This window comes from Stappia sp. P2PMeth1 (assembly GCF_900185735.1).
Classification (GTDB): Bacteria; Pseudomonadota; Alphaproteobacteria; order Rhizobiales; family Stappiaceae; genus Stappia.
Window position 1 is genome coordinate 278,912 of record NZ_FYAW01000009.1, and the last position, 17,309, is coordinate 296,220.

Sequence of the window (17,309 nt, forward strand, 5' to 3'; positions counted from 1 at the left end):
AGCCGCCGCGCCGGACCTTCAGTTCTCGGCCGCCCGCGAGGGACGCAGGACATATTCGCTGACAAGCAGCACAGGCAGGCCGATAGCCAGCGGCACGAGAAAATAGAGGACGCGGAAGACGATCAGCGCCCCGATCGCCTCCGCCCCCGGCTGAAGATACAGGACCGTCGCCTCCAGCACGCCGAGGCCGCCCGGCACATGGCTGATCAGCGAGGCGACATTGCCGATGACGTAGATCGCCGTGACTTCCAGATAGGCTGCCTCGGAGATCGCCGCGAGCAACTGGTGAAGACAGGCCGCCACGCAGGCGAAGTTTGCCGTTCCGACAACGATCTGCGGCAGGGCCAGCCGCAGCGGCGGGAACCTCACGCTCCAGCGGCGGAGCCTCAGGTCGCCGCGCAGGGTCGCCGACAGCACGACATGGGCAAGCGGCAGCGACAGGCAGACGATCGACATGCCCCGCAGTTCGGCCCGGGTGATGCCCATCAGCCCCTCCGCCTCCTCCGGATAGAGCAGCAGGCTGATCCCGCCGAGCGTCGCCAGCCCGAGCCCCACCGTCATGCCGCAGAACAGGATCACCTTGGCGACGTCGCCGACCCGCAATCCCCAGCGCGAATAGAAACGATAGCGGATCGCGCCGCTGGACAGGGCGGCGACGCCGACATTGTGGCCGATGGAGAGGCTGACGAAGGAGGCCAGCGCGGTGCGGCGCCAGGCGAGCGGTTTGCCGGCGTAGCGCACGGCCAGCCAGTCGAAACCGGTGAGGCAGAGATAGGAGGCGGCGGCAAAGGCGGCGGCGCGGGCGAGCTGTCCGGCCGGAATGGCGCGAACCGCGTCGGTGATGTCCTCGAGCGTGTACCGGCCCAGCGTCCGGTACAGAAGGAACGCCGCGCCGCAGAGGGCCGCCAGGATCAGGAGGCGGAGAAAAAGGCGGTAGATCGACATGGGGATGTTCCCGGACGCTGTCCCGCAACGGCCCTGCTCCGCAGACCAGGGCCGTTGCGGGGGCCGAGCATGCCGGTGATCACGCCGCCTTGGCGCGATCGTTTGCCGAAGCGTCCGCGAGCTTGGTCAGGGTCTCGTCGGTCTTGGCCTCTTCCTTCAAGGTCTCGTCGAGGAGCTTCGCCGCATCCTGGAGCCCGAGCTCGCTCGCCCAGCGCTTCAGCGTGCCGTAGCGGGTGATCTCGTAGTGCTCGACCGCCTGGGCCGCGGAAATCAGTCCGGCATCGAGCGCGGGCGTGCCCTTGAACTCGTCGATGATCTCCTCGCCTTCGGAGACGATGCCTTCGATGGCGTCGCAGGTCTTGCCGCGCGGCGCCTTGCCGATGATCTCGAACACCTGCTGCAGGCGCTCGACGTGGCCTTCGGTCTCCTCGCGATGCATCTCGAAAGCCTTCTTCAGCTCCTCGGACTGCGCCGCGCGCTGCATCTTGGGCAGCGCCTTCAGGATCTTGCGCTCGGCATAGTAGATGTCCTTGAGCGTGTCGTGGAACAGATCTTCGAGGGTCTTTTCCCTGGCCATGTCACTTCCCTTTCTGATGGTGCTCGCCGCCCTGGGCGATGCCGCCTTCGAACGCAGGGCCGCCGGGATTGTTCCAGGCGGCGGGATGCTGCGCCGTGTCGGTGACGCCGGGTGAGAGGCGGAACATGCGGCGGCGTCGGCTGTTTGCAGGGTGGACCCCACGACAGGCGGCGGTGCTGCCTGTCCCCACTTGAGGAGTAGCCAATGACCAGACATGCAACGAAGATGGCGGGCGTGCTGTTGACCGCGACCGCGCTTTCGCTGCTTCCGCACGCCGTCTCGGCGCAGCAGACGGGCCAGCCGGCCGCCCAGCAGACCAATGAGCAGACCAATCCGCAGACCGACCAGCAGGCCTCCGCCCAGTGCCAGGCGCGTCTGCAACAGGCGACCGACCGGATGCGGCAGGACCAGTTCTGGCTGACCGGCTGGGGCGCCGGCTACGGCACGCGGCCGATGGGAACCCCGACCACGGCGCCCGACGGCGCGGCACGGCCGGGAGCCGAAACCTCGGTCGCCCCGACCGGCGAGGGCGTACCGTTGGCGGGCGATCCGCGCGGGGCGGTCGAGGGCGCCTATTCGCCGCGCGAGCAGATCCGCACGCTCTATTTCGCCGCCCACATCCTGGCCCAGCGCGGCGAGCAGGAAGGCTGCGACTATGTCGCCGGGCAGTTGGATGCCGTCTATCAGGACTATACGCAGCAGTTGACCTCGGCCGGCGTCGACCCGGCGCAGGTCACCGACTGGCGCCAGGAGCAACTGGCTCTGGCGCAGCCGATCGATCAGGCGGAAGGCATGCGGTCCTACCGCATCGACGACATCACCGGCACCGACGTGCGCAACATCCAGGACGAGAACCTCGGCAGCGTGCATGACGTGATCCTCGATCCCGCATCGGGCGCCGTCTCCTATGTGCTGGTGGCGCGCGGCGGCTTCCTCGGTCTCGGCGAGGAATATGTCGCGGTCCCCTGGGAGCAGTTGAACGCGACGCCGGGCCTGGAGACCATCGTGCTGAATGTCAGCCAGGAAGAGCTCGAGCGGGCGCCGACCATCGATCCGGACCGGTTCCGAAGCCCTGACAACATGCAGGCCGATCGCGGACCGGTCGATGAGTTCTGGTCGGGCGTCGGCCGGCGCTGACACCGCGCTTCAGATCATCGCGCAGCCATATTGGGCCGCGGCGGACAGCGCCCCCTGTTCGCCGCGGCCTCCGGATCGCGGCCGCAGCCGGGCCGGAATGGAACACGCCGCGCTTTCGCGGGTTGGGCGGGGGGAAACCGGGAGACGAGACGTGACGTCCTTCACACGACGCCAGGCGGTGAGGCTTTTGCTGCTGGCCGGCACCGCCCTTGCCGCGCCGCGCCTTATGGCGCGGGAATACGGCCAGGGCGAAGGCACCCCCTGGGCGCCGATGTCGGGAGACGTTCCCCATCACGGCACCGGCGAGGAGCGTTTCCTCGGTCCTGCCGAGCACGCGGCTGTGGCGGCCATCTGTGCCCGCCTCATTCCCAGCGACGAGGACGGGGCCGGGGCGGCGGAAGCCGATGTCGTCACCTTCATCGACCGGCAACTGGCCGGCTTCTACGGCCGCGGCCAGAACTGGTACATGAAGGGCCCCTTCGGCGAGGGGACCTCGACGCAAGGCTATCAGAGCGAGCATCCGCCGGCGATGCTCTACCGCCTGACGCTGGCGGAGCTCGATGCCTACTGCCGGGCGGAGCATGGCGCGCCCTTCGCGGAGCTCGGCGCCGACGACCAGGACGCCATCCTCGCCGGCCTGGAGGACGAGGAGATCGAGTTCGATCGCGTCTCGGCCAAGACGTTCTTCGACCTCATCCTTGAAAACGCGATCGAGGGCTTCTTCGCCGATCCGATCTATGGCGGCAACCGCGACATGGTTGGCTGGCGCTATGTCGGCTTTCCGGGCACCCGCTACGACTACCGCGATTTCATCAACCACAACGGGGCGGCCATCGTGCTGGAACCGGTCGGCCTTTCGGGGCGGCCCGGCTGGTCCGGTCCGTAGATGCGCGCCCGGCAGAGGGAGACCCATGACCAAGCAACGTCCACGCGTCGATGTGGTGCTGATCGGCTTCGGCTGGACCGGCGCGATGTATGCCGAAAAGCTGACGGCCGCGGGGCTTGAGGTGCTGGCGCTCGAACGCGGACCCTGGCGCGACACCCACAGCGATTTCGCCACCACCTTCGCCCAGGACGAGCTGCGCTACTACTGGCGTCACGCCATGTTCCAGGAGGCCTCGCAGGAGACGCTGACGTTCCGCAACAACAGCGCCCAGACGGCGCTGCCGATGCGGCGCTGGGGCTCGTTCCTGCCCGGCAACGGGGTGGGCGGCGCCGGCGTCCACTGGAACGGCCAGACCTATCGCTTCCTGCCGTCCGACTTCGTCGCCCGCAGCCATAACGAGGAACGCTACGGCCCCCTGCCGCCGGACATGACGGTGCAGGACTACGGCGTCACCTATGACGAGATCGAGCCGCATTTCGACCATTTCGACAAGATCTGCGGCATCGGCGGTCAGGCGGGAAACCTGCGCGGCGAGATCCTCCCCGGCGGCAATCCCTTCGAGGGCCCGCGCAGCGATCACTATCCGAACCCGCCGATGCAGATGACCTTCTCGCAGGACCGGTTCGGCGAGGCGGCGCGGCAGCTCGGCCTGAGCCCGTTTCCGGTGCCGTCGGCGAACATGTCGCGCGCCTATGTCAATCCGCTCGGCATGCAGCTCGCCCCTTGCACCTATTGCGGCTACTGCGAGAAATACGGCTGCGGCAACTACTCCAAGGCCTCGCCCCAGACCACCATCCTTCCCGCCCTGATGCAGCGCAGGAACTTCTCCCTGCGCACCAACTCGGAAGTGCTGTCGGTGGAGAAGACGGCCGACGGCTCGCGCGCCTCCGGCGTCACCTATGTCGACACCAGCGGCGAGGTGATCTTCCAGCCCGCCGAGATCGTCGTCCTGTGTGCCTATCCCCTGCAGAACACGCGGCTGCTGCTGCTGTCGGAGATCGGCACGCCGTACGATCCGCGCAGCGGCGAGGGCGTCGTCGGCAAGAACTACTGCTATCAGGTGATGTCGTCGGTCACCGTCTTCTTCGAGGAGGAGCACACCAACGGCTTCGTCGGAGCCGGCGCGCTGGGCATGGCTGTCGACGACTACAACGGCGACAATTTCGACCATTCCGGCCTCGGCTTCATCGGCGGTGGCTACATCGCCTGCAACACCACCAATGCGCGCCCGATCGAGAGCCATCCGGTGCCCGACGGCGTGCCGAACTGGGGCTCGCGCTGGAAGCGGGCGGTGCGCGAGAACTTCCTCAAGACGGCCGATGTCGGGGTGCATGGCGCCTCCATGGCGCATCGCGGCAACCATCTCGATCTCGATCCGACCTATACGGATGCGCGCGGGCGGCCGCTGCTGCGCATGACCTACGATTTCACGCTGAACGACCGGCGGCTGACCGCGCATCTGACGCCGGTTGCCGAGGAGATCGCCCGCGGCATGGGCGGGCGCGAGATCAAGGTCAACGCCCGCCGCGGCTCCTACGACACGATGCCCTATCAGACCACGCACAACACGGGAGGCACCATCATGGGGACCGATCCGGCGACGAGCGTCGTCAACCGCTATTGCCAGAGCTGGGACCTGCCGAACCTGTTCGTCAGCGGCGCCGGGCTCTTCCCGCAGAACGCCGGATACAACCCGACAGCAACCGTGGCGGCGCTGGCCTACTGGTCGGCCGAGGCCATCGTCAGCCGCTATCTCCCCGATCCGGGACCCTTGGTGCGGACATGAGGCGGCTGCGCGACATGCTGCTGGCGAGCACGCTCGCCGGCGGGCTCGGCCTTGGTGCCGTCCCGCCCGCGCCGGCGCAGGAACTCGCCTTCTCGCAGGTGGAGCGCGGCCGCTATCTGGCGACCGCCGCCGATTGCATGGCCTGCCACACCAATATCGAGGAGGATGGCGAAGCCTATGCCGGTGGCCGCGGCCTGGAGACGCCGTTCGGCGTCATCTATTCGGCGAACCTGACGCCGGACGAGACCACGGGCATCGGCCGCTGGTCGCGCGACGAGTTCCACCGCGCCCTCAACGAGGGCGTCGGCCGGGACGGGGAGCATCTCTACCCGGCGATGCCCTATACCCATTTCACCTTGATCTCGCGCGCGGATGCCGATGCGATCTACGACTATCTCTTCACCCTCGAGCCGGTGAGGAACGAGCGGCCGGAGAACGAGTTGCCGTTTCCGCTGACCCTTCGCCAGACGCTTGCCGGCTGGAAGATGCTGTTCTTCGAGCAGCGCGAATTCGCCGTCGATCCGGACCGCCCGCAGGAGTGGAACCGCGGCCGCTATCTCGTCGATGCCCTTGCCCATTGCGGCGCCTGCCACACCGGCAAGAACGTGCTGGGGGCGGACAAGGACGACGAGTATCTGAGGGGCGGCACGCTGGAGAACTGGTTCGCGCCCAACATTCGCGGCGGCGTCAACGGCGGCATCGCCGACTGGGAGGTGGAGGACATCGTGCGCTTCCTGCGCGACGGACGCGCCCGCCACACCGCGCCGATGCAGCGCATGGGCGAGGTCGTCGGCCTGTCGACCCAGCACCTGGCGGAGGACGACCTGCGGGCGATGGCGGTCTATCTGAAGAGCCTCGACGACCGGCCGCGAGAGGCGCCGGAGGCACCGGACCAGGCGCGGCTGGAGATCGGCGCGGCGATCTATTTCGACAATTGTGCCGCCTGTCACGCGGCCGATCGGGCGGGGGTGCCCTATATCTTCGCGCCGCTCGGCAGCTCCAACAAGGTCGCGGCCGAGGACCCCTCCACCGCCATCCGCATCATCCTTGGCGGCGCCCGCGCGGAGGCGACCAGGGCCGCCCCGAGCCAGCTCGCCATGCCTCCCTTCGCCTGGAAGCTGAGCGACCGGCAGGTCGCCGATGTTCTCACCTACCTGCGCCATGCCGGCGAGCGGAAGGCGGGGCCGGTCTCGGCCTCGCAGGTGGAGGACATGCGCCGCTATCTGGAAGAGAAGTGAGGGACCCCATGACGTCTTGGCCGTCTTGCGGAACTGACGCTGCAACATTGCAAGGAGGCGGGGCTGGTCCCCTGACGGAGCCGGCGACAGGTCCCGGATCATTCGTCGCCGAGCAGGGCCAGTCCCGTGCCCACCGCTCCCATGCCGGTGCTGGCGGCAAAGCTCCACAGCAGCATCGCCGCCGCGAGCGGCTCGCGAAACAGCAGGCCGACATCGCCGATCCAGTGCAGATAGGCGGCGCCGACCAGCACCCCGACCAGCATGCCTGTCGCCAGGTTGACGAGAACAAAGCGCGAGATGCGGTTCATCCCTTTCGAAGGGCGAGATCGGCGGTCTGGTTTTCGCGGGTCAGGCATTGCCTCCTCCTGTGGGTGGGGCGTTGCGATCGACCGGGGGCCGGTCGGCCGGAGGCGGAACGACCTCGCCCTTTATCGGAGGGCGTGGAGAGGCACGCCGGCGCCGCAGCGCCCGTTTCCGTGCCCAGCCGGGCAGCAGTTCGCTCATGAGACCCTGAAGCCTGTTCCACATGGCGCGTCGCCTCCTTGAAGGCCCAACACGCGGGCGGTGCGTCTGTTCCCTGGGGCCCGGCGGTTTAGCGCCGGTGCGCGAGCGCGCTCAGGAAGGCATCGAGCCAGGCTTTCGAATCGTGCCGCAAAACCTGCTCCAGCAGGGCCGCATGGCGCTGCCGCCGTTCGGCCAGCGGCATGGTCAGGGCGCGGTGGAGGCTTCGGGCCATCTCGTCGATGTCATAGGGGTTGACCAGCAGCGCCTCGTCCATCTGCTCGGCGGCGCCGGCGAAGCGCGACAGGACGAGGACGCCGGGGTCTTCCGGATCCTGCGCCGCGACATATTCCTTGGCGACGAGGTTCATGCCGTCGCGCAAGGGGGTGACGAAGCCGACCTGGCTGCCGCGCATCAGGGGGGCCAGCTTGCTGCGGTCGACGCTGCGGTGGATGTAGCGGATCGGCGTCCAGTTGAAGTCGGCGAGCCGGCCGTTGATCGCGCCGACCAGCGCCTCCAGCTCGGCGCGGATGTCGCCATAGGCGCCGACCTCCTCGCGGGTCGGCGGGGCGACCTGCAGATAGGTCACCGATTTCTCCAGCTCCGGGTGCTGCGCCATCAGCCGGTCGAAGGCCTTCAGCCGCTCGGGCAGGCCCTTGGAATAGTCGAGCCGGTCGACGCCGATGATCTGGCGGCGGCCCAACACCCGCCGGCGCATCAGGTCGATCTGCACCTCGTCGTCGGCCTGCCGGGTCATGGCCGCGAAGCCGCGCGCGTCGATGCCGATCGGGAAGCAGTCGATCGTGACGCTGCGGCCGCCGACCTGGAAGCGGGTGTCGCCGAGCTGCACCGCCGACAGGCGCTCGCCGAGATAGGCCTTGAGATTGCCCGCGTCGGTGTGGGTCTGGAAACCGACGACATCATAGTCCAGCAAGGCGTCGACCAGTTCCGCATGATTGGGCGAGGCGACGAGAATGTCGGGCGGAGGAAAGGGAATGTGGAGGAAGAAGCCGATCCGCTGGCGGCAGCCGAGCTTGCGCAGGCACCGGGCGAGCGGGATCAGGTGATAGTCGTGCACCCAGATCAGGTCGTCGGCCTTGAGCAGCGGCGCGAGCTGCCGCGCGAAGGTCTCGTTGACCCGCTGGTAGCTCTCGAAAAACGCCGGCCGGTAGTCGACGAGGTCGAGCCGGTAGTGGAACAGCGGCCACAGCACGCTGTTGGCATAGCCGAGATAGTAATTGGCGATGTCCTCGGGCGACAGGGGAACCGTCACCTGCTCGGCGCGGCCGACCCTTTCCACCTGCGCTTCGCCGCCGGTCACCCCGTCGGCGGCGCCGTTCCAGCCGAACCAGATGCCCTCCCGCTGCTTCAGCGTGTCCGCCAGCCCGACGGCGAGGCCGCCGGCCTGGTTGGTGCTGCGCAGGTTGGCGACGCGGTTGGAGACGACCACCAGTCTGCTCATGGCCTCGTCCTCGCGGGCGCTCGCAAATCGTGGCGGCGCAGGCCCCGTCATCGGCGGAGCAGGCCGTGCCGCACTGGGCTGCGGGCCCCGTGGGTCGGCCATGTCGGGCGCCATGTCGGGCGCCATGTCAGGGGGCCCGGTCGGCGAGCTGCGTCGCGCCTTCCCGGGCGGCGCAATGGGCACAGCAATAGATGGTGCCGCCCGCCTCGACGCCGTGGCCGATCACCCTGCAGCCGCAATGGGGGCAGGACGGCGCCAGCGCCTGGATGGCGCATTCGAAGCTGTCGAAGACATAGGTCGAGCCCGCCATCGTCACCTCGAAGGCCTTGTCGTAGTCGTTGCCGCATTGGTGGCACGTGCCCATGGGTCTCTCCTTTCGCGTTTCTCCCCGAACCCGCGGCGCGCGCCGAGGTTCCGACCGGCGTCCGGAAAAATCGCCGGCACCGGGAACCATCGCGGCGCGTGCGGGTTGGAGGGACGTGGAGGGCGAAACCCGGATGGCGAGACATCCTGACGGAGCATGGCCCTTTCACGACGCAGCCCGACCGGCATCGCTCGTCGGGCTGATCGTCGTCGTCCCGGCCATCCTGTCCTTGCTGGGATCCGGATTGGCCTTGGGACCGCGCGGCCCGCAGGGGTCGCCGCGACGATCTTGCCGCCAATTTTCATGGGAAGGACGCAGGATGAACGACAAACGGGACACCAGGGACGAACCGGTCGAACTGCCGCCCGGCAAGGCAAGACAGGGGACGGGGTCGCCCCGCATCCTGATCCTGCTCGTGGTCTCGCTGCTGCTGGCGCTGGTCTACTGGTGGGGCGTCGACCTCTATCGCGGGATCGCGCTGGCGCCGGACGAACCGGCGCAGGAACCCGCCACGACCCAGCAGCCGGACTATCCGCCGTCTTCGCCGGTCCTGCCGGACGAGTCCCTGCAGAGGAGCCCCGACTAAGCAATTCCAGGAAAAGCGGGAACCGGTTTTCCGTCCGGAATTGCGTGAAAAAAACCGATGAAGCTTTTCCGCGGTCGAGGGAACATGAAACGCCCCAGCGGGTCCTCCGCGGGGGCTACATCTTCGAGCCCCAGACGCCGATGACGTTGCGAACGCTGCCAACGCCGTCCACCCGCAGCGCGATCCGCGAGCATCGCCCGATTTCCTCGGTCCGCGTGACCGTGCCGGACAGGGTGATCTCATCCCCGCTGGCGGTGACGGCAACGTCGGAGGCATCGACCTCGCCGTCATCGGCAAGGGCGCAGGCTACCTGTGCCTCGAGTTCGGCGGCGGGGGCGCGGGGCGCCCGGTGCTCGGCGGGGGCGCCGAAGAAGCGCCGGTCTTTCAGAACCATCGGGATGCCCTCCTAGGATTTCGACTTGGACACGTGGTCCGGTTTGCCCTTGCGGGAGGTGGAGGCCATCTCCTCGAGCTGCTCCTCGCTCATCGAGTCCAGCATCTGCCTCGATGCGCCTTTCAGATCGCTCTTCTTCGTCTCGCCCCGTTTCGCCGACAGGGCCGCGCCGGCGGCCTTCTGCTGGGACCTGGATTTCGCGGGCATCGCGCGTCTCCGATTCTGGTGGTGCTTCGCGTTCAACTGCGCGCGCGGGCGGATGTTCCCTGCCGGGATCGCAGGGGTTCTCGGGAAGAGGCGGCGAACAAACGGCGCGTTCGGCAGTTGGGCTGCGACGAGAAGCAGACCGGAGACGCTTGCATGCGCGCCACCGACATCCCGTTTTGCGATCCCGCCGCGACGCGCGGTCGCCTGATCCGGCGCCGCGGATGAACGGCTCGATCTCTCCGCCCGCTCTCGGCCCCTTCGCGCAGCGGCTGCTGGCCGTTGCCTTCGTCGTGATTGCGGCGCTGGCGCTGTGGTGCCTGCGGCACCTGCTGCTGCTGGTCTTCGCGGCGATCCTGCTCGCCGTGGCCCTGCGCGGCCTCGCCTCCCTCGTCTCCCGGGTCACCGGCACCGGCAACGGCTGGTCGTTCGCGGTGGCGAGCCTCGCCGCGGCCCTGGCGATCGTCCTGTTCTTCGCCATTCTCGGGTCCCAGCTTCAGGCACAGCTCCTGCAGTTGCGCGACCAACTGCCGGAGCTGCTGGCGCCGCTCGAACACTGGCTCGGCGGCGGCAATCTCGGCGACTGGCTGGTCGAGCGGGCGGAAGCCATGATGTCCGAAGTGGACGTGATGAGCCGGATCGCCGGCCTGTCGGGATGGGCCCTGACGCTGCTGGCGAACGGGGTTCTGGTCATCGTCGCGGGGCTCTATATGGGCTCCCAGCCGGGCCTCTACCTCCATGGCTTTCTGCTCATGTTTCCGCGCCGGTTGCGGGCCGGTGCCGCCAGCACCCTCGATGCGCTGGGCACTGCGCTGCAGCGCTGGCTGATGGGCCAGATCGCCTCGATGCTGGTGGTCGGCACGCTCACTTTCCTTGGCCTGTGGGCGCTGGGCATCGAGGCGGCGCTGGCGCTCGGCTTCATCGCCGGCATCCTCGAATTCGTCCCCTTTGTCGGGCCGGTGCTGGCGACCGTTCCCGCGCTCGCCATCGCGCTGTCCGTCGATACCGCCACGGCGGTCTGGGTCCTGCTGCTGTATCTGGCGATCCAGCAGATGGAGGGAAACCTGCTCAACCCGCTGATCCAGCAGCAGACCGTCGCCCTGCCGCCGGCGGTGACGCTGTTCGCGCTGCTGGCTTTCGGCATTCTCTTCGGCCCGCTGGGGATCCTGCTGGCAACGCCGCTGGCGGTCGTCTGTCTCGTTGCGATCAAGCAGGTCTGGCTGCGCGGGACGCTGGGCGAAGCCGTTCCGCTGCCGGGAAAGGGGACCGGCTCCGATCTTGCGGAACACGGCGGCACCGGACGGGGTTTGCGGCAAAAGGAGACCTTGCCATGACCACGCCCCGTCCTCTTCCCGACCCGGACACGCCGCCGCTGCCGTTGCCGTTTCCCCCGCAGCCGGTGCGCGAGCCCGATCCCGAACGGCTCCCCGACGAGGAGCCGCTGCCCAACCCGGACGAGCAGGACAACCCGCCGCAGCAGGCGAGGAGGGCGGTCCGCCCCGTCTCGCCCTGGTCGGTCTGTCCGGGCGGGTGGGACACCGTCGGATCCGGCGATGCGGATCCGCCTCGGCCCGGCATCGGGATCGAGGCACGGACAGCGACACGTAACGAGAAAGCCACGGTGACAGGAATGCAGGACACGGATGATCCCCGCAAGGAGCGCCGGCGCGCTCGCAGGGGCGACTATCGCAGCCTGCTCCGGCAGGTCGAGAGCGAGCCGGTGCCGGAGCGTCTTCTCGACCTTGCCCGCAAGCTGGAGAGCGCGCTCGCCGAGCAGCGCCGGCGGCAGCACGGCGACGGCGGTCCGGCCGACAGGTAGAGGCCTTGCCGCCGCCTGCCGGGGCAGGGGCGCGAGCGCGGCGAAGGGCGGCGGGAGGGGAACTTTTGCCGGGGCGGGGCGTTACGGTCCCGATCGCGAGGGGGAACCGTCATGCCCGAATTCTACTGTGGGGCGGCGCCGGAGCCGCAGAACTTGGCCCTTGCCTGGAATGTCGATCCGGTGGCGATCGCCCTGTGCGTCGCCCTCGTCGCCATCCATGCAAGGGTCGGCCGCCGGCGTGGCCGGCCGGCGCTGCTGGCGGGCACCGGCCTTCTGCTGCTGCTGTTCGTCTCGCCGCTCTGTGCGCTGACGGTCGCGCTGTTCTCCGCGCGGGTTGCCCATCACACCCTGTTGATCGGCGTCGCGGCGCCGTTGCTGGCCCTGGCCTTTCGCGAGGTGCGGATCCCCGGCCCCGCGCTGCCGCTGAGTGTCCTTGTCGCCGTCAACGCGGCGATCCTGTGGTTCTGGCATGTCCCGCAGGTCTATGAGGTCGCGATTGTCGGGGCGCTGCCTTACTGGGCGATGCAGGCCAGCCTGCTGGCGGCCGCCTTTCTCCTGTGGCGCGGCGTCCTGGCGCGCGAAACGCATCCGGGGCTCGCCCTGTTCGCCCTGCTTGCGACCATGGTGCAGATGGGCATGCTCGGCGCGCTGCTGACCTTTGCCCGCCGGCCGCTCTACACGCCGCACTTCGCCTCGACCGAGCCCTACGGATTGTCGCCGCTTGCCGACCAGCAGCTTGCCGGGCTGATCATGTGGGTGCCGGCCTCGCTGCCCTATCTCGCCGCGGCGGTGCTGCTGCTGGCGGCATGGGGGGCGCCTGCGTCGCGGCCGGTCCCCTGATGCTCTGGGTGAAAGGCCTGCATCTTGCCGCCATTGCCGTCTGGGTCGCCGGGCTCGTCTGCCTGCCGGGGCTCTATCTCCGCCGCACGCGGGTCCGCGACCGCGACAGCTTCCACCGGCTGCATGCCCTCGTGCGCTTTCTCTATGTCGGGATCGTCTCGCCGGCCGCCTTCCTCGCCATCGCCAGCGGCACGGCGCTGGTGTTCCTGCAGCAGACATTCGACGTCTGGTTCTTTCTCAAGCTCGCCTTCGTCGCCGTGCTGGTGGTGCTGCATGTGCTCGCCGGCACGGTCATCGTCAGCCTGTTCAGACGGGGGCGCACCTATCCGCTGTGGCGCAGGATAGTCGCCGTGACGGCGGTCCTGCTGGCGTCCGGCGCGATCCTGCTGCTGGTGCTGGCCAAGCCCGATCTTGCTGGCCTGCTCCCCGCCATCCTTTACGAGCCGGGCGGGCTGCGACGCCTTGCCGGCGCTCTCAATCTTCTTCCGAGATGATGAGGCCGATGCCGTGATCGAACACCAGTTTGCCGCCATGCCAGCCTGCCAGCCCGGTGAAGATGCTCGCCAGCAGCGACAGCATCAGGCCGTAGGGCAGCACGGCAGCCGGGTCCGTCAGGCGCAGGCCCCAGTTGGTTCCCGCGATGGCGATCAGCATCATCGCGGCAACCGCATGGGTCCAGCTCGCCACCCGGATGCGGATGCCGGCGACCAGGAGGAGTTCGGCCGTGCCGACCAGTCCCGCGCCGACGCCGGCCAGAAAGGCGATGCCGGCCGACCACAGGCCGGCGCGCAGCCAGAACGGGTCCCCCGTCCACCACAGCAGCAGGTCGCAGCCGAGCGTGGCGACGACCAGGGCAATCGGAAAATGCACGCTCATCGCATGCAGCGGGTGCCCGGCAACGGCGACGGCGGAGGCGACGGATTCTTCCGCGACCTTCTCGATGACCGGACTGTCGCTGGGTTTCATTTCGTTCATCGTGCGGCTCCCTTCTGGCAGGAAAGGCCCGGCCCCGGCGTTTGGTTCCGATCGGCCGGCGTTTTGGCCGGCTGCCTGGTCCTGTCCGCCTGTTCGGGGCCGCTGTCGGTGCTGGAGCCGGAGAGTGCGTCGGCGCGCAACGCCACGACGCTGTGGTGGGTCATGGCCTATGCCGGCACGGGGATCTTCATGGCCACCGCCTCGGTGCTGGTGCTGGCCGTCGTCCGCCCCGCCTGGCTGCGCGCCTTCGGCGAGGCGCGGCTGATCCTGTGGGGCGGGCTCGTCATCCCCCTCGTCCTGCTGGCGGGTCTGGTGGCGGCCGCCTTCGCGCTGGGGGAGCGGGGCATCGCCGCGGCGCGGGAGCCGGCGGCGCTGCGCATCGAGGCGGTGGCGCGCCAATGGGTCTGGCAGTTCCGCTATCCCGGCGGCCATGTCACGACCAATCTGCTGCATCTGCCCGCCGGGCGCGATGTCGATATCGTGCTGACCAGCGAGGACGTCATCCATTCGTTCTGGGTGCCGCGCCTCGCCGGCAAGCTCGACGCCATTCCCGGGCACACCAACATCCTGCGGCTGCATGCCGACAGGGCCGGAAAATACGGCGGCGTCTGCACTGAGTATTGCGGCATCGGCCACGCGCCGATGCGCTTCGACGTTGAGGTGCACGAGGAGGAGGCCTTCCGCCGGATCCTCGCCTCCGAAGCGGCGACGGCCGGGGAGGGCGGAGAATGAGCACCACCCCGCCCCCCGCCAACCCGCTCCGCCTCCACCGGGAGCTTGCGGCGCTGTGGGACACGCCGGCCGGCTGGCGCCGGCTGTCGGCGGTCAACCACACGGTGCTCGGCAAGCGCTTCATTCTCGCCGCCTTCTTCTTCTTCGCCGTCGGCGGGCTGCTCGCCATGCTGATCCGCGTGCAGCTCGCGACCTCGGGCACGGCCTTTGTCGGGCCGGAGGTCTACGGCCAGATCTTCACCATGCACGGCACGGTGATGATGTTCCTGTTCGCGATCCCGATGTTCGAGGGCTTTGCGATCTACCTGCTGCCGAAGCTGCTGGGCGCGCGCGATCTCGCCTTCCCGCGCCTCACCGCCTATGGCTTCTGGTGCTACATCTTCGGCGCCTCGATCCTGCTTCTCGCGATGGTCGCCGGCGTTGCCCCCGACAGCGGCTGGTTCATGTACACGCCGCTGTCCTCCTCGACCTATTCGCCCGGCATCAATGCCGATGTCTGGCTGCTCGGCATCACCTTTGTGGAAATCTCGGCGCTGTCGGCGGCGATCGAGATCACCGTCTCGGTGCTGAAGGTGCGCGCGCCCGGCATGAGCCTTGCCCGCATGCCGATCATGGCCTGGTACCTGCTCGTCACCGCCCTGATGATGCTGTTCGGCTTCCCGCCGCTGATCCTCGGTTCGATCCTGCTGGAGCTGGAGCGCGCCGCCGACCTGCCGTTCTTCGATCCGCTGCGCGGCGGCGACTCGCTGCTGTGGCAGCACCTTTTCTGGCTGTTCGGCCATCCGGAGGTCTACATCATCTTCCTGCCGGCGGCCGGGGCGATCTCGATGATGATCCCGACCTTCGCCCGGCACGAGCTGATCGGCTACCGCGCCATCATCGTCGCGGTGATCGCCATGGCCTTCCTGTCCTTCGGCCTGTGGGTCCACCACATGTTCACCGTCGGCATCCCGCACTTGGCGCTGGCGTTCTTCTCCGCCGCCAGCGGGCTGGTGGCGATCCCCACGGCGGTGCAGATCTTCGCCTGGATCGCGACGCTGGCGGCCGGGCGGCCGCGCTTCGACGTGCCGATGCTCTATCTCGGCGGCTTCTTCTTCATTTTCGTGATCGGCGGGCTGACCGGCGTCATGCTGGCGATGGTGCCGTTCAACTGGCAGGCGCATGACACGCATTTCGTCGTCGCGCATCTGCATTATGTGCTGGTCGGCGGCTTCGTCTTCCCGATGATGGCGGCGGCCTATTACTGGCTGCCGCATTTCACCGGCCGCCGTGCCGAGCACCGGCTGTCGAAGCCCGCCTTCTGGGCGATCTTCCTCGGCTTCAACCTCACCTTCTTCCACATGCATCTGACGGGCCTGCGCGGCATGCCGCGCCGGGTCGACACCTATCCGGTGGAGGCGCGGCTCGACTGGCTCAATCTCCTGTCCTCGGTCGGCTCCTTCGTGATGATCATCGGCTTTGCCCTCTTCGTCATCGATCTCGTCGTGCAGATGCGCTTCGGCCAAAGGTTCCGGCGCAATCCCTGGGCCGCGCGCACCCTGGAATGGGCGATGCCGACGCCGCCGACCTCCTATGGCTTTGCCTCGCTGCCGCATGTCACCGAGCGCGGCGACCGGCTTTCGCCCGACGCGGAAGGGGCCCGGCTTGCCGGCGGGCACGGCTATCTCGGCTTCACCCGCAACGGCTGGATGGAGACGCTCGGCGTCGACATGACCAGCGGCCGGCCGGACCAGCTCATCGTCCTGCCGCGCCAGTCCTTCCTGCCGCTGTGGAGCGGGCTCCTCACCGCCGCCTTCGTGCTGTGCCTGCTCGCCAAGCTCTACTGGCTGTCGCTCTTCGCCTTCGCCGCCATCGTCGTCTCGCTGCTGGCCTGGACCGGCGGCATGGGCGCGCGGCGTGACATCGGCGCGCTGCCGATCGGCAACGGCGCCTCCGCCCGTCCGCATTGGGAGACCGCCGCCCCGCCCTCGTGGTGGGCGATGGTGCTTGCCTGCGCCGCCGAGGCGACGCTGTTCTCCTCGCTGCTGTTCGGCGGGCTGTTCCTGTGGCTGGTGGCGCCGGCCTGGCCGCCGCCGCAGCCGGCGATGCCCGATCCGCTGCTCGCCGCGGCCTGTCTTGTCCTCATGCTGCTGGCGGCACTGCTTGGCCGGGATGCGGTGCGGGCGCTGACGCGTGGCGGTCCGCCCGCCCTGCGCCTTGCCCTTTGCGCGCTCGCCCATGCCGGGGCGGCGCTTCTGCTTGCGGTGATGGCCGCACGCGTGCCGGTGCCGACCACCCATGCCCATAACGCGACAGCCCTCGTGCTCTTTGTCCTGTGCGGCCTGCGGGCCGGTTTCGGTGCGCTGCTCGCCGCTTTCGGACTTTGGCGGGAGCGGGCCGGCTACCTGTCGCCGATCCGCAGCCTTGACCTTCGCATCGGCCGGATCTGGCACGACTATGCCGCCGCCACCGGGATCGTCGGGATCGGTGCCGCTTTCGTCTTCGCCTGGCTGGCGTCATCCGGGGGGGCGGCGCCATGAGACCGCGCTCGCTCCTCCTTCTCGGCGCCGGCTTCACCATCTGGGCCTCGGCCTTCGTCGCGCTCTACGCCATGCTGTCGGTCGGCTGCCGCTTCGGCTGGCACGAGGTGGCGCTCGTCGGGGCCGGCGGCCTGTCGCTGCAACGCTTGCAGCTCGTCGCGATCTTCCTGGTGCATCTGGCCGCGGGAGTTGCGCTGGTCGCGCTGCTGCGGCGGTGGCGGGACCGGGGCTTCCTCTACCCGCTCGCCTATTTCGCGGCGATCGCGGCGCTCAGTGCCAGCGTCTTTTCCTTCGGCGCCGTCTTCTTCCTGTCCACCTGCGCCTGAACCGAGAGGTAACGCACG

At 68.7% G+C, this 17,309-nt stretch carries 21 protein-coding genes; 12 read left to right on the top strand and 9 right to left on the bottom strand.

What is annotated here, in order from left to right:
- Window positions 1-18: 18 nt before the first annotated feature.
- The 3 genes from P2PM1_RS04300 to P2PM1_RS25680 all read right to left on the bottom strand — a co-directional run bounded on the left by P2PM1_RS04300 (window position 19) and on the right by P2PM1_RS25680 (window position 1,649).
- Window positions 19-945 carry a lysylphosphatidylglycerol synthase domain-containing protein gene (locus P2PM1_RS04300; protein ID WP_186398246.1) on the bottom strand — a complete coding sequence of 309 codons (927 nt, stop codon included), beginning with the start codon at window positions 943-945 and terminating at the stop codon, window positions 19-21.
- A gap of 79 nt (window positions 946-1,024) precedes the next feature.
- Complete coding sequence (locus P2PM1_RS04305; RefSeq protein ID WP_186388211.1) at window positions 1,025-1,522, bottom strand: ferritin-like domain-containing protein; 498 nt, start codon at window positions 1,520-1,522, stop codon at window positions 1,025-1,027.
- 1 nt (window position 1,523) lies between these two features.
- The gene (locus tag P2PM1_RS25680) at window positions 1,524-1,649 is read right to left on the bottom strand and encodes a hypothetical protein (protein WP_256376449.1); all 126 of its coding nucleotides are present in this window, start codon (window positions 1,647-1,649) and stop codon (window positions 1,524-1,526) included.
- 77 nt (window positions 1,650-1,726) lie between these two features.
- On the opposite strand from P2PM1_RS25680, the gene P2PM1_RS04310 reads away from it, so the two are divergent.
- From P2PM1_RS04310 to P2PM1_RS04325, 4 genes are all read left to right on the top strand, one after another.
- A complete protein-coding gene (locus tag P2PM1_RS04310) occupies window positions 1,727-2,659 on the top strand; it encodes a PRC-barrel domain-containing protein (protein ID WP_186398247.1) in 933 nt (310 codons plus the stop codon).
- A 151-nt stretch (window positions 2,660-2,810) separates the two neighbouring features.
- Window positions 2,811-3,545 carry a gluconate 2-dehydrogenase subunit 3 family protein gene (locus P2PM1_RS04315; RefSeq protein WP_186398248.1) on the top strand — a complete coding sequence of 245 codons (735 nt, stop codon included), beginning with the start codon at window positions 2,811-2,813 and terminating at the stop codon, window positions 3,543-3,545.
- Window positions 3,546-3,570: 25 nt separating this feature from the next.
- Window positions 3,571-5,331 carry a GMC family oxidoreductase gene (locus tag P2PM1_RS04320; RefSeq protein WP_186398249.1) on the top strand — a complete coding sequence of 587 codons (1,761 nt, stop codon included), beginning with the start codon at window positions 3,571-3,573 and terminating at the stop codon, window positions 5,329-5,331.
- Window positions 5,328-6,569 carry a cytochrome c gene (locus P2PM1_RS04325; protein ID WP_186398250.1) on the top strand — a complete coding sequence of 414 codons (1,242 nt, stop codon included), beginning with the start codon at window positions 5,328-5,330 and terminating at the stop codon, window positions 6,567-6,569. The genes P2PM1_RS04320 and P2PM1_RS04325 overlap by 4 nt, the downstream gene beginning before the upstream one ends.
- A 98-nt stretch (window positions 6,570-6,667) precedes the next feature.
- On the opposite strand, the gene P2PM1_RS04330 is transcribed toward P2PM1_RS04325, so the two are convergent.
- The 3 genes from P2PM1_RS04330 to P2PM1_RS04340 all read right to left on the bottom strand — a co-directional run bounded on the left by P2PM1_RS04330 (window position 6,668) and on the right by P2PM1_RS04340 (window position 8,896).
- Window positions 6,668-6,877, bottom strand: coding sequence for a hypothetical protein (locus tag P2PM1_RS04330; protein WP_186396692.1), 210 nt, complete (start codon window positions 6,875-6,877; stop codon window positions 6,668-6,670).
- A 284-nt stretch (window positions 6,878-7,161) separates the two neighbouring features.
- Entirely contained in the window at window positions 7,162-8,532 is a 1,371-nt protein-coding gene (locus P2PM1_RS04335) for a trehalose-6-phosphate synthase (RefSeq protein WP_186398251.1), read from the bottom strand.
- A gap of 127 nt (window positions 8,533-8,659) precedes the next feature.
- Window positions 8,660-8,896 (bottom strand): hypothetical protein, encoded by a 237-nt coding sequence (locus P2PM1_RS04340; protein ID WP_186388204.1) that lies wholly within the window; start codon window positions 8,894-8,896, stop codon window positions 8,660-8,662.
- A gap of 319 nt (window positions 8,897-9,215) precedes the next feature.
- On the opposite strand from P2PM1_RS04340, the gene P2PM1_RS04345 reads away from it, so the two are divergent.
- Window positions 9,216-9,482: a hypothetical protein gene (locus P2PM1_RS04345; RefSeq protein ID WP_186398252.1), complete on the top strand. Its 267-nt coding sequence runs from the start codon at window positions 9,216-9,218 to the stop codon at window positions 9,480-9,482.
- A 115-nt stretch (window positions 9,483-9,597) separates the two neighbouring features.
- Here the strand turns inward: P2PM1_RS04345 and P2PM1_RS04350 are convergent, their stop codons facing one another.
- Complete coding sequence (locus P2PM1_RS04350) at window positions 9,598-9,876, bottom strand: BON domain-containing protein (protein ID WP_186398253.1); 279 nt, start codon at window positions 9,874-9,876, stop codon at window positions 9,598-9,600.
- Between the two features lie 12 nt (window positions 9,877-9,888).
- A complete protein-coding gene (locus P2PM1_RS04355; RefSeq protein ID WP_186398254.1) occupies window positions 9,889-10,083 on the bottom strand; it encodes a DUF3008 family protein in 195 nt (64 codons plus the stop codon).
- A gap of 221 nt (window positions 10,084-10,304) precedes the next feature.
- Here P2PM1_RS04355 and P2PM1_RS04360 point away from each other — a divergent pair, with 221 nt between their 5' ends.
- The 4 genes from P2PM1_RS04360 (at window position 10,305) to P2PM1_RS04375 (ending at window position 13,233) form a co-directional block, all read left to right on the top strand.
- On the top strand, window positions 10,305-11,414 hold the full coding sequence (locus tag P2PM1_RS04360; protein ID WP_244301401.1) for an AI-2E family transporter: 1,110 nt from the start codon (window positions 10,305-10,307) through the stop codon (window positions 11,412-11,414).
- On the top strand, window positions 11,411-11,899 hold the full coding sequence (locus P2PM1_RS04365; protein ID WP_186398392.1) for a hypothetical protein: 489 nt from the start codon (window positions 11,411-11,413) through the stop codon (window positions 11,897-11,899). The genes P2PM1_RS04360 and P2PM1_RS04365 overlap by 4 nt, the downstream gene beginning before the upstream one ends.
- A gap of 111 nt (window positions 11,900-12,010) precedes the next feature.
- Window positions 12,011-12,739, top strand: coding sequence for a cytochrome c oxidase assembly protein (locus tag P2PM1_RS04370; protein ID WP_186398255.1), 729 nt, complete (start codon window positions 12,011-12,013; stop codon window positions 12,737-12,739).
- The gene (locus P2PM1_RS04375; RefSeq protein WP_244301402.1) at window positions 12,739-13,233 is read left to right on the top strand and encodes a CopD family protein; all 495 of its coding nucleotides are present in this window, start codon (window positions 12,739-12,741) and stop codon (window positions 13,231-13,233) included. Before P2PM1_RS04370 ends, P2PM1_RS04375 begins: the two co-directional genes overlap by 1 nt.
- Here P2PM1_RS04375 and P2PM1_RS04380 read toward each other — a convergent pair.
- The gene (locus P2PM1_RS04380) at window positions 13,214-13,705 is read right to left on the bottom strand and encodes a DUF2231 domain-containing protein (RefSeq protein WP_244293109.1); all 492 of its coding nucleotides are present in this window, start codon (window positions 13,703-13,705) and stop codon (window positions 13,214-13,216) included. The two genes, P2PM1_RS04375 and P2PM1_RS04380, sit on opposite strands and share 20 nt — an antisense overlap.
- A gap of 72 nt (window positions 13,706-13,777) precedes the next feature.
- Here P2PM1_RS04380 and coxB point away from each other — a divergent pair, with 72 nt between their 5' ends.
- The 3 genes from coxB to P2PM1_RS04395 are packed head-to-tail and all read left to right on the top strand — an operon-like array spanning window position 13,778 to window position 17,291.
- Entirely contained in the window at window positions 13,778-14,446 is a 669-nt protein-coding gene (gene coxB / locus P2PM1_RS04385) for a cytochrome c oxidase subunit II (RefSeq protein ID WP_244301403.1), read from the top strand.
- Window positions 14,443-16,965 carry a cytochrome c oxidase subunit I gene (gene ctaD / locus P2PM1_RS04390; protein WP_186398257.1) on the top strand — a complete coding sequence of 841 codons (2,523 nt, stop codon included), beginning with the start codon at window positions 14,443-14,445 and terminating at the stop codon, window positions 16,963-16,965. The genes coxB and ctaD overlap by 4 nt, the downstream gene beginning before the upstream one ends.
- Window positions 16,962-17,291, top strand: coding sequence for a hypothetical protein (locus P2PM1_RS04395; RefSeq protein WP_186398258.1), 330 nt, complete (start codon window positions 16,962-16,964; stop codon window positions 17,289-17,291). The genes ctaD and P2PM1_RS04395 overlap by 4 nt, the downstream gene beginning before the upstream one ends.
- Window positions 17,292-17,309: the final 18 nt, after the last annotated feature.

What these genes read in the sequence shown, in the direction of transcription:
- P2PM1_RS04300 (WP_186398246.1), bottom strand. Translation starts at nt 945, where the DNA reads ATGTCGATCTACCGCCTTTTTCTCCGCCTCCTGATCCTGGCGGCCCTC.
- P2PM1_RS04305 (WP_186388211.1), bottom strand. Translation starts at nt 1,522, where the DNA reads ATGGCCAGGGAAAAGACCCTCGAAGATCTGTTCCACGACACGCTCAAG.
- P2PM1_RS25680 (WP_256376449.1), bottom strand. Translation starts at nt 1,649, where the DNA reads ATGTTCCGCCTCTCACCCGGCGTCACCGACACGGCGCAGCATCCCGCC.
- P2PM1_RS04310 (WP_186398247.1), top strand. Translation starts at nt 1,727, where the DNA reads ATGACCAGACATGCAACGAAGATGGCGGGCGTGCTGTTGACCGCGACC.
- P2PM1_RS04320 (WP_186398249.1), top strand. Translation starts at nt 3,571, where the DNA reads ATGACCAAGCAACGTCCACGCGTCGATGTGGTGCTGATCGGCTTCGGC.
- P2PM1_RS04325 (WP_186398250.1), top strand. Translation starts at nt 5,328, where the DNA reads ATGAGGCGGCTGCGCGACATGCTGCTGGCGAGCACGCTCGCCGGCGGG.
- P2PM1_RS04330 (WP_186396692.1), bottom strand. Translation starts at nt 6,877, where the DNA reads ATGAACCGCATCTCGCGCTTTGTTCTCGTCAACCTGGCGACAGGCATG.
- P2PM1_RS04335 (WP_186398251.1), bottom strand. Translation starts at nt 8,532, where the DNA reads ATGAGCAGACTGGTGGTCGTCTCCAACCGCGTCGCCAACCTGCGCAGC.
- P2PM1_RS04340 (WP_186388204.1), bottom strand. Translation starts at nt 8,896, where the DNA reads ATGGGCACGTGCCACCAATGCGGCAACGACTACGACAAGGCCTTCGAG.
- P2PM1_RS04345 (WP_186398252.1), top strand. Translation starts at nt 9,216, where the DNA reads ATGAACGACAAACGGGACACCAGGGACGAACCGGTCGAACTGCCGCCC.
- P2PM1_RS04350 (WP_186398253.1), bottom strand. Translation starts at nt 9,876, where the DNA reads ATGGTTCTGAAAGACCGGCGCTTCTTCGGCGCCCCCGCCGAGCACCGG.
- P2PM1_RS04355 (WP_186398254.1), bottom strand. Translation starts at nt 10,083, where the DNA reads ATGCCCGCGAAATCCAGGTCCCAGCAGAAGGCCGCCGGCGCGGCCCTG.
- P2PM1_RS04360 (WP_244301401.1), top strand. Translation starts at nt 10,305, where the DNA reads ATGAACGGCTCGATCTCTCCGCCCGCTCTCGGCCCCTTCGCGCAGCGG.
- P2PM1_RS04365 (WP_186398392.1), top strand. Translation starts at nt 11,411, where the DNA reads ATGACCACGCCCCGTCCTCTTCCCGACCCGGACACGCCGCCGCTGCCG.
- P2PM1_RS04370 (WP_186398255.1), top strand. Translation starts at nt 12,011, where the DNA reads ATGCCCGAATTCTACTGTGGGGCGGCGCCGGAGCCGCAGAACTTGGCC.
- P2PM1_RS04375 (WP_244301402.1), top strand. Translation starts at nt 12,739, where the DNA reads ATGCTCTGGGTGAAAGGCCTGCATCTTGCCGCCATTGCCGTCTGGGTC.
- P2PM1_RS04380 (WP_244293109.1), bottom strand. Translation starts at nt 13,705, where the DNA reads ATGAAACCCAGCGACAGTCCGGTCATCGAGAAGGTCGCGGAAGAATCC.
- ctaD (WP_186398257.1), top strand. Translation starts at nt 14,443, where the DNA reads ATGAGCACCACCCCGCCCCCCGCCAACCCGCTCCGCCTCCACCGGGAG.
- P2PM1_RS04395 (WP_186398258.1), top strand. Translation starts at nt 16,962, where the DNA reads ATGAGACCGCGCTCGCTCCTCCTTCTCGGCGCCGGCTTCACCATCTGG.